Annotated in this window: 15 protein-coding genes; 13 read left to right on the top strand and 2 right to left on the bottom strand. The window is 37.4% G+C overall.

Going from position 1 to position 14,320, the window contains the following annotated elements; all coding sequences use genetic code 11:
* Window positions 1-130 precede the first annotated feature (130 nt).
* Window positions 131-679 (top strand): hypothetical protein, encoded by a 549-nt coding sequence (locus JR347_RS07930; RefSeq protein ID WP_205723515.1) that lies wholly within the window; start codon window positions 131-133, stop codon window positions 677-679.
* Between the two features lie 272 nt (window positions 680-951).
* Here the strand turns inward: JR347_RS07930 and JR347_RS07925 are convergent, their stop codons facing one another.
* Window positions 952-1,977 (bottom strand): IS110 family RNA-guided transposase, encoded by a 1,026-nt coding sequence (locus tag JR347_RS07925; RefSeq protein ID WP_205721738.1) that lies wholly within the window; start codon window positions 1,975-1,977, stop codon window positions 952-954.
* Window positions 1,978-2,244: 267 nt separating this feature from the next.
* Here JR347_RS07925 and JR347_RS07920 point away from each other — a divergent pair, with 267 nt between their 5' ends.
* From JR347_RS07920 to JR347_RS07865, 12 genes are all read left to right on the top strand, one after another.
* Entirely contained in the window at window positions 2,245-2,934 is a 690-nt protein-coding gene (locus JR347_RS07920) for a hypothetical protein (RefSeq protein ID WP_205723514.1), read from the top strand.
* 246 nt (window positions 2,935-3,180) lie between these two features.
* Complete coding sequence (locus JR347_RS07915) at window positions 3,181-3,741, top strand: hypothetical protein (protein ID WP_205723513.1); 561 nt, start codon at window positions 3,181-3,183, stop codon at window positions 3,739-3,741.
* Window positions 3,742-3,986: 245 nt separating this feature from the next.
* On the top strand, window positions 3,987-4,550 hold the full coding sequence (locus tag JR347_RS07910; RefSeq protein ID WP_205723512.1) for a hypothetical protein: 564 nt from the start codon (window positions 3,987-3,989) through the stop codon (window positions 4,548-4,550).
* Window positions 4,551-4,822: 272 nt separating this feature from the next.
* Window positions 4,823-5,788 carry a DUF2314 domain-containing protein gene (locus tag JR347_RS07905; RefSeq protein WP_205723511.1) on the top strand — a complete coding sequence of 322 codons (966 nt, stop codon included), beginning with the start codon at window positions 4,823-4,825 and terminating at the stop codon, window positions 5,786-5,788.
* 274 nt (window positions 5,789-6,062) lie between these two features.
* Window positions 6,063-7,010 (top strand): HamA C-terminal domain-containing protein, encoded by a 948-nt coding sequence (locus tag JR347_RS07900; RefSeq protein ID WP_205723510.1) that lies wholly within the window; start codon window positions 6,063-6,065, stop codon window positions 7,008-7,010.
* Window positions 7,011-7,012: 2 nt separating this feature from the next.
* Window positions 7,013-9,109: a DEAD/DEAH box helicase gene (locus JR347_RS07895; protein WP_205723509.1), complete on the top strand. Its 2,097-nt coding sequence runs from the start codon at window positions 7,013-7,015 to the stop codon at window positions 9,107-9,109.
* A 142-nt stretch (window positions 9,110-9,251) separates the two neighbouring features.
* Window positions 9,252-9,689, top strand: coding sequence for a hypothetical protein (locus tag JR347_RS07890; RefSeq protein ID WP_205723508.1), 438 nt, complete (start codon window positions 9,252-9,254; stop codon window positions 9,687-9,689).
* On the top strand, window positions 9,686-9,982 hold the full coding sequence (locus tag JR347_RS07885; protein WP_205723507.1) for a hypothetical protein: 297 nt from the start codon (window positions 9,686-9,688) through the stop codon (window positions 9,980-9,982). Before JR347_RS07890 ends, JR347_RS07885 begins: the two co-directional genes overlap by 4 nt.
* Before the next feature lie 274 nt (window positions 9,983-10,256).
* Window positions 10,257-10,736 (top strand): hypothetical protein, encoded by a 480-nt coding sequence (locus JR347_RS07880; RefSeq protein ID WP_205723506.1) that lies wholly within the window; start codon window positions 10,257-10,259, stop codon window positions 10,734-10,736.
* A 240-nt stretch (window positions 10,737-10,976) separates the two neighbouring features.
* Window positions 10,977-11,285, top strand: a complete 309-nt coding sequence (locus tag JR347_RS07875) for a hypothetical protein (RefSeq protein WP_205723505.1) — start codon at window positions 10,977-10,979, stop codon at window positions 11,283-11,285.
* 265 nt (window positions 11,286-11,550) lie between these two features.
* Complete coding sequence (locus JR347_RS07870) at window positions 11,551-11,994, top strand: hypothetical protein (protein ID WP_205723504.1); 444 nt, start codon at window positions 11,551-11,553, stop codon at window positions 11,992-11,994.
* Between the two features lie 187 nt (window positions 11,995-12,181).
* Window positions 12,182-12,841 (top strand): SMI1/KNR4 family protein, encoded by a 660-nt coding sequence (locus JR347_RS07865; RefSeq protein ID WP_205723503.1) that lies wholly within the window; start codon window positions 12,182-12,184, stop codon window positions 12,839-12,841.
* 268 nt (window positions 12,842-13,109) lie between these two features.
* On the opposite strand, the gene JR347_RS07860 is transcribed toward JR347_RS07865, so the two are convergent.
* The gene (locus tag JR347_RS07860) at window positions 13,110-14,135 is read right to left on the bottom strand and encodes an IS110 family RNA-guided transposase (protein WP_205721738.1); all 1,026 of its coding nucleotides are present in this window, start codon (window positions 14,133-14,135) and stop codon (window positions 13,110-13,112) included.
* Between the last annotated feature and the right edge of the window lie 185 nt (window positions 14,136-14,320).

Raw genomic sequence — 14,320 nt, 5'->3', positions numbered from 1 at the left:
GACAATTTATAAGGACGGGGTGTCTTAAGCTGCTTGTATTGCGACTAGGTTCTAAACCCAAATCGTGCTAGTTTTATGCCTTGTAAAACAAGTAAACAAACGCGCCTTACAGGGGCGTTAGCCACAATTCATGAGATCACTTTTAATTCTTTCTGTAATCATATTTTCATGCAGCAGTCCTGAAAGTAAATATAATGACATTTCTGAGAGTGCTATTCATTTGAAATATCAGGGCAATATTGATGAAGTAACTCAAGATTCGCTCCACCTACTGCCTAAGAATGTAGTGTCCATCGACTTAAAATTACCTGAACCTATTAGGACAAATCTTTACAGTCAAATTCTAAAAAATATTGACTCAAATCAACTTGACTCATCTTCAATTATTGAAAAGATTTATGAAACTAATTATGACATAAAAGTATTCGATGTAACTTATAAAACGAAAGTAAAGATCTATCACTTTACCGGACTCTTTAATGACAAAACCTATACATACATTGCAGATATAATTGATGGTTCGTCTATTACTAATTTTGACATTTATAATGTGACATATAACAAGGACTATCAAATTACAACCACTTGGGATTTTCCAGATACGATAGCTCTATTTGTAAGGCACACTTCAAAAGATACGCTAGATCAGTTTGTCTTTTACAAAACTAATTATTGGTAAAACCTGTGGCTAACATGGCGTAAGAGCGCATTTGGACTTCACCGTGCGAAGTCCTAAATGCTTTGGTGCGGTTAGCCCGCACGTTTTGGGTTAGCATTTCACCTCCCCTTTCATCTCTTAACTTGCGGACAATTTATAAGGACGGGGTGTCTTAAGCTGCTTGTATCTCGACTAGGTTCTAAACCCAAATCGTGCTAGTTTTATGCCCTGTAAAACAAGTAAACAAACGCGCCTTACAGGGGCGATATCCATGATAAAAACAAGTAGTTTGTCTACTTTTTATCCAATTTCTCTACATAAGGTGTTCCTCGTTTTACCACTGCCACTATTCGATGTAGTAGTTTATTTCTCACAGCGTTAATAGCACTCATTTTCCCTTTTCCTTCTTCCACTTTTCGCAGGTAATATTCCCTAAGTTCCTGATGACAACGAATGGCATTCATTGAAGCCATATGCAAATGACTCTTCAATATCTTATTGGCAAATTGTGACGTGCCTGACGGGGAATGAATACTTGTACCACTCCGATACTCAAAAGGTGCCACACCACAATAGCAGGCCAACTTCCGACCATCTAGCATTCTAGTAAACCCATGGGTATAGACTATCAAGTCTATTGCCAATACTTTACCAACACTCTTTACCGATGTTATCAATTCGTAAAGTGCTCGTACTTCCCTATCGATACTCACCAGCTCCAACATCTTTGCCTCTACTTTAGCTAATGATTTATTCAGACCTTCTAGCGCCTGACGACACATCATGCGCATCTCACGTCCCGCTTTCTTATCAAAGTATTCCATTTCATTAATGGCCTTCTCCTGGCTCTGCAATCCTTTCATCAAACGCACTCGTGTACGCATTAAGTACTGGAGCCTGTCTAGGGTAGCGTGTGTCATCGTTACCAATTTAGCCTCTTTTTGGTGTGTATAGGCAAACATTGCAATCCGCTCAGCATCAATCTTATCGGTCTTGCCTCGTACTAGACCCATACTCCTTTTAATATGAAGTGATGACTCCATCCAAACTTTACACCCCCTACTTAGTAAGTACTTGACCAGATTACGGGTGTAAATACCGGTGTGTTCCATACAGAACAGAGTCTGGTTATCTACATCATTGCCTAAGCGTTTCATCCATTGTTTTAGCTTCATATAACCTTCCTTGGTGTTGGTCAATACTTTGCTCTCACAGCGATCTTGCGCTGTGTCGATCATGCAAACATCGATACTCTCTTTGCTTACATCTACTCCTACGATATAGGGGTAAAGGGTTTGGGTTAAAGCTAGTTTCTTCATAATTTCATTTAATTAATTCTAAACCTTGGTATTGGGACTACGCGGTGAACGTTCCCGGATATCCATTTGAACATGTAAATGAGAAGCAGGTTGCCAAATCGCCCCATAGGTCATTAACCTGGTTAGCGCATGGTTCCTAACCTGCTTCTTTTTTTAAAGTGTATTTATGGATAACTCTTTCGAGTTACCCACAAGTTCACTTTACAATAACCATAATGGATATCTTTGAATAATTATATCGACTCAATCTAAAGGTTAGCATTAATTATGAATCGAAAAGTTGGGGTAGCACTATTAATCATTGGACTGGGCATACTTGGATATTCCCAAACTCTAAATGGCTATACTGACAGACAAGAATTTGAAAATCAGGTAAACGAATTGATGAACTCTGAGAATAAATCAGAGGAATTTCATCAACTAAGAATTGAATATCTGACACCCAAATATTCATTAGAAAATTACAGCATTATTCTAATTACCATTGGATTTGCCATTTTAATAATTTTACCTAAAAATGGATTCAATATAAAAGTGCCTAAAAACAAATGGTTAATCGTAATTATTGGATTGCTTGCCACATTAATCACTGTCGGTGGATATGTAGGTGATTTATTACTAGAAATGCACAGATATCGATATCCACCATGGGCCGACTCAGTTGGAATTCCAATGATGGCTGTTCCTCTACTTTTTGTAACATTCTTAGTGTGGTTTTTACTTAATTTAATTGGCTTAAAAGAGCCATTTAAAACGAATTCTAATCTTTCTGAATTTGATTTTAGTAAAGTAAACTATTGGTATCTTTTTCTGGCATTAGTTACTTTCTTCATAACGATTTATTTAATATACGAAGGTGACTTTTGGTGGACTGCTGCTGGCGTTGCATGGATGTATTTCTATGTTTCAATATTAATTGGACGAATGAATGGGAAAAATAATGCTAACACGGTGTAAGAGCGCATTTGGTCTTCACCATGCGAAGTCCTTAAATGCTTTGGTGCGGTTTGCCCGCACGTTTTGGGTTGGCATTTCACATCCACTTTCATCTCTTAACTTGTGGACGACCAACAGGAACGCAGTGTTTCAATCTGCATGTTGCGGAACTAGGTTCTAAACCCAAATCGTGCTAGTTTTATGCCCTGTAAAACAAGTAAACAAACGCGCCTTACAGGGGCGTTGTGTAGCATCTAAACTTAGAGAGTGGAAGTATATCAAGTAAAAGAGAGGAGAGAATTACTTTTTTTTAAGTGGCTTAAATTAATTGCATTTTGGCTGGCAGCTTGGTGGGGTATATGGGGTTTATTATTCATAGTTGCCTATACAAAAACAAGAAGAACAGGATTTTCTGGTATCAATGAAGAAAATAACAGACAATTTATTGCTGACCATTGGGACGTCATTACAACAACAATACCTTGGTTAGCCGTAGCGGTTGTCGCCTACTATGTTATTTCAACTGCATGGTTTGACAAAATTGACCGTTTCGAATTCGATGACGAGAAGGAAGAACTAAGAATGTTTTGTTATGGATATTTTACTCATCTTCCCGGGAATGTTTTTATTCCATATAGAAATCTCAGTTCTGAACTCTATACGGACAGTAATTTTGTTTATGGTGACTTCATAGTTTTAAAAATCAAGAGAAGCTCACATACGGAGGCAAGAATAACAGGTTCTTCATCACACTGGCAGAAATTGCCAAACACTATTCATAGAGTTCATGAGAAAATTGAATCAATAACGCTACACAACATTTTGTAAGAGCGCATTTGGACTTCACCGTGCGAAGTCCTATATGCTTTGGTGCGGCCAGCCCGCACGTTTTGGGTCAGCATTTCACATCTACTTTCATCTCTTAACTTGCGGACAATTTATAAGGACGGGGTGTTTCAAGCTGCATTTTGCGGAACTAGGTTCTAAACCCAAATCGTGCTAGTTTTATGCCCTGTAAAACAAGTAAACAAACGCGCCTTACAGGGGCGTTGTGGGGCATTTTGACAAATAAAATGAGATACGTATTCTTATCATTTCTGGCATTTTTCATCACTTCATGCAATGAGAATAATAAAGTAACTGAAACTGATATTTTAGATGATCTTTCAATCGGACTAGTAGAAGCATGGAGCGAATCAATAAGTAAGAACCATGTTCCCTCATTCAATTATAATATAGGTGATACAGTTGAAGTCTTTTATGAGATTTTCCTTTTTAAAGAGACTACGGACACACTTATTTCTAGCTATCCTGATTGTCCTGAATGCTATCATAAAGTGCCGAATGGCACCAAATTCCGTGTTACTAATTTGGCAGAACACACAGTTAACTTAGAAACGGTTTTTGATAACTCCTCGACAATAAAAAAAGGATTTCTTCCCAAGGATGAACTTCTAGAAGCAGCCAATCCCGGTATCCATTCCCAGAGAAATAGACTTCTCCAATATTTTGAAAATAAAAGAAATGAGCTAAAAGCCAGACTTATGGATAAGTACGGTTTAACAGAAGATGAATTTTATCGAATTGTAGGTGCCAAATACTCTGAAAAAACTGGCAATCCAGGTTTCAGTTATTAAAATAATACGACCCCACAACATGATGTAATAGCGCATTTGGACTTCACCGTGCGAAGTCCTAAAATGCTTTGGTGCAGCTAGCCCGCACGTTTTGGGTTAGCTTTTTACATCAACTTTCATCACTTAACTTGTGGACTACTTATAAGGACAGGGTGTCTTAAGCTGCTTGCATCGCGACTAGGTTCTAAACCCAAATCGTGCTAGTTTTATGACCTGTAAAACAAGTAAACAAACGCGCCTTACAGGGGCGTTGTAGGGTATTAAAAACTGATATGAAGAAACAATTGATTAAAACTTTTCTACTTTTTGGTCTAGTGTTATTGAACAACTTTGGCGTAGCACAGACATCGAATGACGCATCTTTATCTGAAAATGCACCAACCGATAAGCCTCATAGCATTAAAAACAGTGAGCAACTAAAAAGATATGAAGAGTTAATTGAACCGTATGTTCAGCAAGCTAAAGCCTCACTCCCTGATGCAAAGGAGAAATATTTAAATGGCTTGAAAGATGGTCAAGCATTTTTCTTAACAACTAGAATTTATGATGCAAATGGAAATTATGAACAAATCTTTGTTCGAGTAACAAATTGGGGAGATTCAAACATAACTGGCACCATTGCGAATGAGCTTAATACAGTAAAAAACTACTCTTATGGTCAACTTATTAAATTCCCTGAGAATGCTGTTTTGGATTGGTTGATAACAAATCCAGACGGAACTGAAGATGGAAATTATGTGGGTAAATTTTTAGATTCTTTAAATGCCTCTAACAACGACCAGCATAACAGATATGAAATGCAAGGTCACTCAATAAGTGTTGCACTTCCAGATGACTGGCTTTTCACTAGTTTATCTGGTGGCGCAGCATTCAAAGCTCAATCAAATTGTAGCGGCAAAGAATTCTGTAATAACATAGTTTTTACGTTTATTGGAAACTCAACAAACTCAACTGAAGAGGAATTCGGAAGAATGCTTGTATCACAACTTCCACGTCAATTTCAAAAGTATGAACTACATAATCAATCGGACACAACGGTAAATAATATCAAATACAGAGTTATTGACTATTCAGTGGTGCAACCAGATGGGAACTACAACTCAACATCACTTATAAAATCCTATAAACAACGTGTAGTAATCATCAATTATACTGCCAAAGCCAAGAAGAAAAAAAGCTACAAGGAGGACAGGGATCTGTTCTTTTCAGTAATTGAAACTATTGAAATTGAGGAGTAGTTAAAACACCCTACAACATGGTGTAGAAAAACATATGCTTAATCACCTTGAAGCTTCGGGAAGTGCAACTCACCCGCATTTTATGCTTGCATTCCATAGCGGGACGACCAACCAGAACGCAGTAGTATCTTGAAAGAATTAAGCTGTTTTTGCCTTATGTGCGTTGAGAAAGTTAGCAGAAAATGCTACGTTTAGTTTTTTATAGCCTCGTGTGGCATATGTTTTCTACACAGGCGTTACCAGCAATTAGAAACATAGAACTCGCATAATATTGATGAAAAAGACAATCGTAGATTTTGAAGTGCTGGTTGATGATTTTTTTCTTAAAATTCTTCCAGAATCCAGTTTAGTACCAGCCGAAAAGAAAAAACTACTGAGCATAATTAACGATTATCAGGACGGCAAATGGAGATACGGAAAGTTTCAATCTTTTGTATGGGATAATATCACCGAAACATCCTTATCGCTGAAGGATAGGCAAGCATTACTTGATCGATCTCAATCGAGCTTAACTGAAGCTGCAAAAAGACTTAGGTTAACAGATTTAAAAAAAGATCAAGATGGACAAGGGAGTGAATTGGCGGAGATAGTCCTTTATGGAATTATGAAGCATAATTATAATGCACTTCCCGTGGTTCCAAAAATCTTTTACAAACAAAACTCCCAAGACAATGCAAAAGGAGCCGATAGTGTTCATATCGTAATTGAGGATGAAGATTCATTTTCTCTATGGTTTGGAGAGGCCAAATTTTACAATAGCATTGAGGATGAAAGGCTCTACTCGATTGTGAATTCAGTTGAAAACTCACTTCAAACTGAAAAGTTGGAAAAGGAAAACAGCATCATTACTAATGTAAATGATCTAAAGCATTATCTAAAGGACAATAAAACGCTATATGATAAAATAGTTTCATTTATCCGAAGTGGCGTTTCAATTGATAATCTCAAACCTAAATTACACATACCTATTCTTATCCTGCATGAATGCTCAATAACAAAATCTTCTAAAGAGTTAACTGATGAATACCGATATAAAATAATCGAGTTACATAAAGAAAGGGCAGAATCTTATTTCAAGAAACAAATTAACAAGGTAGGCAAGTCTATTTTTAAGTATGATGAAGTTCACTTTCATCTAATACTATTCCCAGTAGCAGAGAAAAAACCGATTATTGATTCATTTGTCAAGAATGTTCAACATTATAAAGAACAAGCGTCTTAATCATGGATATCTTTGAAACTTGTAATATTATAAACGATCATCTCTTTGAAAACCGCGATAATGCAGCTAGAAACGAGCTGATAAAACTCTTGGATTATCACGAGCAGGAGGGAATTAGATATTCAGAGTTAGTTAATCATTTAATTAGAGAAACAGGGCTTTACCCTTATTTAGATACAGACACGGCTAATTGGCAAGACAGATTTGTATATGAGGCATTTAAGGTAGATACAGGTGAAGAGGAAGAATTAACACTTCATCGTGAGCAATCCGCACTGTTAAAAAAGCTTGTCAATCAAGAAAGTATTGCAGTCAGTGCTCCAACGAGCTTTGGCAAAAGCTTTGTCATAGATGCATACATAAAAATAAATAAGCCCTCTAATGTGGTAATTATTGTTCCTACCATCGCTTTAACAGATGAAACAAGAAGGAGACTGTACAAGAAATTTGCTAAGGAATACAAAATAATTACAACAACGGAAGTACCTCTTGCTGAAAAAAACATTTTCATTTTTCCTCAAGAGCGAGCCATAAATTATGTTGATAAAATTCCTAATCTCGATATACTCATCATTGATGAGTTTTACAAAGCGAGTTCTAAATTTGACTCAGATAGATCACCAACCTTAATTAAGGCAATCTTAAAGCTCGGACAAGTTGCTAAACAAAAATACTTCCTCGCACCAAACATTAGCAGTTTAGGAGATAATCCATTTACACAAGGAATGGAATTTGTCCCATTGGATTTTAATACCGTTTACCTTGACAGAATTGACTACCACAAGGAAATAGGCAAAGATGAAAGCAAAAAGAGTCAGTATCTACTGGATATACTTAATGTAAAAAAAACCAAGACATTAGTTTATGCTGGAACATACACAAATATTGAAAGCGTTTCGACACTTTTGTTAGCAAGCCTACCAGAAAAGCAAGATGGCTTATTAGATAATTTTTCACTTTGGTTAGGAGAAAACTACGACTATAATTGGTCCTTGACCAAATTGGCCAGACGAGGGGTTGGAGTCCATAATGGTAGGTTACATCGATCTTTAAGTCAAATTCAAGTTCGTTTATTTGAAAAGGATCAACCACTAGATACTCTAATCTCGACATCCTCCATTATTGAGGGAGTAAATACATCAGCCGAAAACGTTGTTATTTGGGCTAACAGAAGTGGAAAAGGTAAAGCTCGATTAAATGATTTCACCTATAAAAATATAATGGGGCGTGGTGGACGAATGTTCAGACATTTCATTGGTAAAATATACATTCTTGATGAGCCACCTTCAGAAGAAAAAACTCAGCTAGACATACCTTTCCCTGACCAAATTCTAGGTGATCTGGATGAAAAGAAGTTTCAAAATGACTTAACCAAGGAACAGGTAGCTAAAATCATTTTGTATAAAAAAGAGATGTCAGAAATTATTGGCGAAGATGCTTATGAACGATTACAAGCAGAAAACATTTTTCAATCAAGTGATGCAGAACTAATAAAGAAGATAGCTATTGATATGAAGACCAAACCTAATGATTGGAATGGTTTAAGCTATTTAAACTCTGTATACCCAAAGGACTGGGATCGAATGCTGTATAAGGTGATTAGATTACAACCCGCGGGTTGGGAATCTGAATTCACTCCATTAGTTGAATTCACTAAGGTCTTAAGAAACAACTGGTTCAAGTCTATCCCTGACTTACTTAGAGAATTAGAAAGGTATGAAATTGGAGTAGATGACTTTTTCAAACTTGAACGTAAAGTGACTTTTAAACTTTCTACTCTTTTAACTGATGTAAATATCCTCCAAAAGGAAATACTGAGGGAAAAAGGATATGATATTTCTCGGTTCATTAGTCTAGCATCTCATGCATTTCTACCATCAGTTGTCTATCAATTAGAGGAGTTCGGAATGCCTAGAATGATTTCAAAAAAACTCCATTCACATAAGCTCATTAACTTCTATGATAAAGAACTAGATATTCATAAAGCTTTAGCACAACTAAATGAGGTCGGCATGGAAAGGACGCTTTTAGTGCCCGATTTAAGTCCCTTTGATAAATACATTCTTGAATACTTCTTTGATGGAATAAGTACTAACTAAGTATAAAATGCTGGTAACAAACACTAAAATGAATATGCGAACTGAGCAGTTGGAAGGGTCAATGCAAAACAGAAGAAATTTAATCATGTCTAGCAAATGGGACGCATACTCATTTTAGCTAGACGTTGGCACACATACGGTCATGAACCAAGATGAATTAACACATAAGATTTTAGAAGTTATTGTAGAATCAGACTTTCAATCTATTTCAGATGTTGAATTATCTAAAACTCTTCGAATAGACTCCTCATTCATTAGGCAGGCATGTCTGACACTAATTGATAATGACGATGTCAGGGACTGTAGAACTAAAGACGGGTTTTCCATTGGTACCAAACAAGCAACAGCCGATGCTTTTTATACAAAAAAATACCTCACACAACCTGACGTGAATAATCCTTCTTTTAATATCTCTGCAACTAATGTGAATATCGGTGATAACCACGGAACATTTACTCAATCATCAGGTTCAGACACTCATGAAGGAACAACGACTGCAAAGAAGATTGGAATATCCATTATCGTTGGAATAATAGTTTGGCTGTTAACTCAGTTTATCTTGCTACCAATTTTAACATGAATAAACTCAGCATAATATCAATTATATTCAGCATAACTGGAATTATCCTAATTGTCAGGGGACAATATTATTTGGGAATAGCTTATGAATTTGCAGATGGCAAAACTCAAGCTTTATATGGATTGAAAACATTAGACGAACTGAAACTAATTGGCTTTGGACTTATTGGGTTATTTCTTTCTATTGTCTCAGCAATCAAAAAAGAGCAAAGAAATAGAGTCTTGTTGACATCGATAATTGCACTTGTAGCAGTGACACTACCTTTTTTAAACCTTTGGCAAATATGGAAATGAAAAACGTGTGCCAACATGGCGTAAGAGCGCATTTGGACTTCACCGTGCGAAGTCCTAAATGATTTGGTGCGGTTAGCCCTCACGTTTTGGGTTAGCATTTCACATCTACTTTCATCTCTTAACTTGTGGACGACCAACAGGAACGCAGTGTTTCAAGCTGCTTGCGGTGGAACTAGGTTCTAAACCCAAATCGTGCTAGTTTTATACCCTGTAAAACAAGTAAACAAACGCGCCTTACAGGGGTGTTAGCAGATATGACTAGGCCACCTATATCATGAACTATGAACTAATCATTTATTCTACAATTCTCCTGATTTTAGGTATATGGTTTGATCGACTAGGAATGAGAGACTTCTACGTCATATTTGCATATCTACCGACTTGGGGACTAATGTTTCTACTGGCGACCAAAAAATACGTTAAGTCTTCAACCAAATATGTATTGATTGGTACACTTTTATATATATTGTTACATTATGTGGCCTTATTTATTCGGCCTGTGGAAATTATCGCAATAGTAACTAGTTCTGGAGCCGTTCTAATTTTAATTCTATTCAAAAAGCTGAAAGAATCAGTAGAACTTAATAATTCAGATTTTCTTATCGTCTTTGTACTAGGTGGCCTTGCTTTTACACCCTGGATAATTGCCAATAATATGACGAACGCTTCTATCTCTGTTTTCTTCTGGCACTTAACTGTAGGACATTATCTAACTTATTTAACAAAACGGCAAACATCTGCTAACATTCCGTAAGAGCGCATTTGGACTTCACCGTGCGAAGTCCTAAATGCTTGGGTACGGCTCGCCCGCACGTTTTGGGTTAGCATTTCACATCCACTTTCATCTCTTAACTTGTGGACAATTTATAAGGACTGGGTGTCTTAAGCTGCTTTATCTCGACTAGGTTCTAAACCCAAATCGTGCTAGTTTTATGCCCTGTAAAACAAGTATACAAACGCGCCTTACAGGGGCGTTAGCCATTATGAGTTATTCATGAAAATTACCGAATATACATATTGCAATTTTGAACCTGGACAGGATAATACTAAAAACCTTACCTGTGAAAAGTTCACAGTCAGTGAATTAAAAACAATACAAGAGGAAGAAGCTATTGGATGGCATAAAACAATAAAAATTTATAAATGCCGCAAATGCAATAATTACTGGAAAATTTTTGAAGAATACGACAGTCATCATGGTTATGTTCGTGAAGCCTTGAAACTCAACGAAAAAGCCATGATTTGGAATGAACAACAAGATTTTAACACCAGCGAGATAATTGAATTCTTGCCCGAAGCGTAGAAAAACAATGGCTAACATGGTGTAATAGCGCATTTGGACTTCACCATGCGAAGTCCTAAATGCTTTGGCGGGGCTTGCCCGCACGTTTTGGGTTAGCATTTCATAGCCTCTTTCACCTCTTAACTTGTGGACGACCAACAGGAACGCAGTGTTTCAAGCTGCTATCGGTGGAACTAGGTTCTAAACCCAAATCGTGCTAGTTTTATATCCTGTAAAACAAGTAAACAAACGCGCCTTACATGGGCGTTAGCCACAATAGAATTACATGAAGATTAATCAATTATTCTTTATTATTCCGCTCTTTTGGTCATGTACAAATCAGGCTGAATGCACGGAAAAAGTTAATGAGCCCGATACTATTTACGCCTATCATCGCAAAGACTATCACAGTAGTTTACCTATTGTGGAGTTTTCATCAAAGACATACCTAAAATTCAAAATTGGTCAGGCAGATACAGTAACTATTAAAGTAAAGAACTTCTCCAATTATGAATCTGAATTAAGGAATGAAATAGGTGCTTCAGTGAAGAAAATTGACAATCATTTATATTCAATCAAACCTCTGGACTCAATCTTTAATTTCGAGATATGGCAGAATTATGATTCCGGACTCGTAGTACGCAAGGTTGTTGACAATTCAGGAAAAGAAGAAGTTATTGACTACAATGGCTGGCATTTAATTGGAAAGGAAGAATTTACTGCAGAATAATGTGGCTAACATGGCGTAAGAGCGCATTTGGACTTCACCGTGCGAAGTCCTAAATGCCCGTGTGCGGCTTGCCCGCACGTTTTGGGTTAGCATTTCATAGCCACTTTCATCTCTTAACTTGTGGACAATTTTTAAGGACGGGGTGTCTTAAGCTGCTTGCATTGCGACTAGGTTCTAAACCCAAATCGTGCTAGTTTTATACCCTGTAAAACAAGTAAACAAACGCGCCTTACAGGGGCGTTGTAAGGCATACAAAATGGAATTTACTGGCATAATTTATCACAATACAGACATTTCTGACAAGTCAACTTTTGACAAGCTACCAAAGGAACTCCAAGATTTCTTTTCGCAAGTCAACGGAATTATTGCCTATAATGGTGGACTACAGATTCGTGGATGTATCAATGAACCCGAATGGATTTCACTTGAAGCAATTTGGTCTGATTTACACAAAACGTACGACTGTTTGACAAAAGAGGATATTCCATTTGCTCAAGATGCATTTGGCGACCAATTCATTTGGAGAAACGGACATATTCATAGATTAAGTGCAGAGTTTGGGGAATTAGAAGATTTAGAACTTGACTTTAGTTCATTCCTTGAAAAAGAAACAGAAAATCCAGTTGATTTCTTAATGCTTGAATCCTTTAATCAACTGTATGACAGCGACATTAGACTTTCTCCTGGACAGCTTATGAATGTGTATCCGCCATTTATGTTTGACACCAATGACAACAGAAGTTTCAAACCTGTTCCCGCCAAGGAACAAATTGACTTCCTTAAATCCATCTATTTGCAGACTAAAGATTTGCCTGATGGTCAACAAATGAAGATTAATATTGAATAACGCCTTACAACATGCCGTAAGAGTGCATTTGGTCTTCATAGTTAGAAGTCCTAAATGCTTCGGTGCGGCTTGCCCGCACGTTTTGGGTTGGCATTTCACATCCACTTTCATCTTTTAACTTGTGGACAATTTATAAGGACGGGGTGTCTTAAGCTGCTCGTATCTCGACTAGGTTCTAAACCCAAATCGTGCTAGTTTTATGCCTGTAAAACAAGTAAACAAACGCGCCTTACAGGGGCGATATCCATGATAAAAACAAGTAGTTTGTCTACTTTTTATCCAATTTCTCTACATAAGGTGTTCCTCGTTTTACCACTGCCACTATTCGATGTAGTAGTTTATTTCTCACAGCGTTAATAGCACTCATTTTCCCTTTTCCTTCTTCCACTTTTCGCAGGTAATATTCCCTAAGTTCCTGATGACAACGAATGGCATTCATTGAAGCCATATGCAAATGACTCTTCAATATCTTATTGGCAAATTGTGACGTGCCTGACGGGGAATGAATACTTGTACCACTCCGATACTCAAAAGGTGCCACACCACAATAGCAGGCCAACTTCCGACCATCTAGCATTCTAGTAAACCCATGGGTATAGACTATCAAGTCTATTGCCAATACTTTACCAACACTCTTTACCGATGTTATCAATTCGTAAAGTGCTCGTACTTCCCTATCGATACTCACCAGCTCCAACATCTTTGCCTCTACTTTAGCTAATGATTTATTCAGACCTTCTAGCGCCTGACGACACATCATGCGCATCTCACGTCCCGCTTTCTTATCAAAGTATTCCATTTCATTAATGGCCTTCTCCTGGCTCTGCAATCCTTTCATCAAACGCACTCGTGTACGCATTAAGTACTGGAGCCTGTCTAGGGTAGCGTGTGTCATCGTTACCAATTTAGCCTCTTTTTGGTGTGTATAGGCAAACATTGCAATCCGCTCAGCATCAATCTTATCGGTCTTGCCTCGTACTAGACCCATACTCCTTTTAATATGAAGTGATGACTCCATCCAAACTTTACACCCCCTACTTAGTAAGTACTTGACCAGATTACGGGTGTAAATACCGGTGTGTTCCATACAGAACAGAGTCTGGTTATCTACATCATTGCCTAAGCGTTTCATCCATTGTTTTAGCTTCATATAACCTTCCTTGGTGTTGGTCAATACTTTGCTCTCACAGCGATCTTGCGCTGTGTCGATCATGCAAACATCGATACTCTCTTTGCTTACATCTACTCCTACGATATAGGGGTAAAGGGTTTGGGTTAAAGCTAGTTTCTTCATAATTTCATTTAATTAATTCTAAACCTTGGTATTGGGACTACGCGGTGAACGTTCCCGGATATCCATTTGAACATGTAAATGAGAAGCAGGTTGCCAAATCGCCCCATAGGTCATTAACCTGGTTAGCGCATGGTTCCTAACCTGCTTCTTTTTTTAAAGTGTATTTATGGATAACTCTTTCGAGT

This window comes from Fulvivirga lutea, assembly GCF_017068455.1.
In the GTDB taxonomy this organism is placed as follows: Bacteria; Bacteroidota; Bacteroidia; order Cytophagales; family Cyclobacteriaceae; genus Fulvivirga; species Fulvivirga lutea.
Note: the sequence above shows the minus strand (reverse complement) of the source record. Positions and strands in the feature narration are given on the sequence as shown.

Coding starts and splice junctions, on each gene's coding strand:
- JR347_RS07930 (WP_205723515.1), top strand. CDS start 131: ATGAGATCACTTTTAATTCTTTCTGTAATCATATTTTCATGCAGCAGT.
- JR347_RS07925 (WP_205721738.1), bottom strand. CDS start 1,977: ATGAAGAAACTAGCTTTAACCCAAACCCTTTACCCCTATATCGTAGGA.
- JR347_RS07920 (WP_205723514.1), top strand. CDS start 2,245: ATGAATCGAAAAGTTGGGGTAGCACTATTAATCATTGGACTGGGCATA.
- JR347_RS07910 (WP_205723512.1), top strand. CDS start 3,987: ATGAGATACGTATTCTTATCATTTCTGGCATTTTTCATCACTTCATGC.
- JR347_RS07905 (WP_205723511.1), top strand. CDS start 4,823: ATGAAGAAACAATTGATTAAAACTTTTCTACTTTTTGGTCTAGTGTTA.
- JR347_RS07900 (WP_205723510.1), top strand. CDS start 6,063: ATGAAAAAGACAATCGTAGATTTTGAAGTGCTGGTTGATGATTTTTTT.
- JR347_RS07895 (WP_205723509.1), top strand. CDS start 7,013: ATGGATATCTTTGAAACTTGTAATATTATAAACGATCATCTCTTTGAA.
- JR347_RS07890 (WP_205723508.1), top strand. CDS start 9,252: ATGAACCAAGATGAATTAACACATAAGATTTTAGAAGTTATTGTAGAA.
- JR347_RS07885 (WP_205723507.1), top strand. CDS start 9,686: ATGAATAAACTCAGCATAATATCAATTATATTCAGCATAACTGGAATT.
- JR347_RS07880 (WP_205723506.1), top strand. CDS start 10,257: ATGAACTATGAACTAATCATTTATTCTACAATTCTCCTGATTTTAGGT.
- JR347_RS07875 (WP_205723505.1), top strand. CDS start 10,977: ATGAAAATTACCGAATATACATATTGCAATTTTGAACCTGGACAGGAT.
- JR347_RS07870 (WP_205723504.1), top strand. CDS start 11,551: ATGAAGATTAATCAATTATTCTTTATTATTCCGCTCTTTTGGTCATGT.
- JR347_RS07860 (WP_205721738.1), bottom strand. CDS start 14,135: ATGAAGAAACTAGCTTTAACCCAAACCCTTTACCCCTATATCGTAGGA.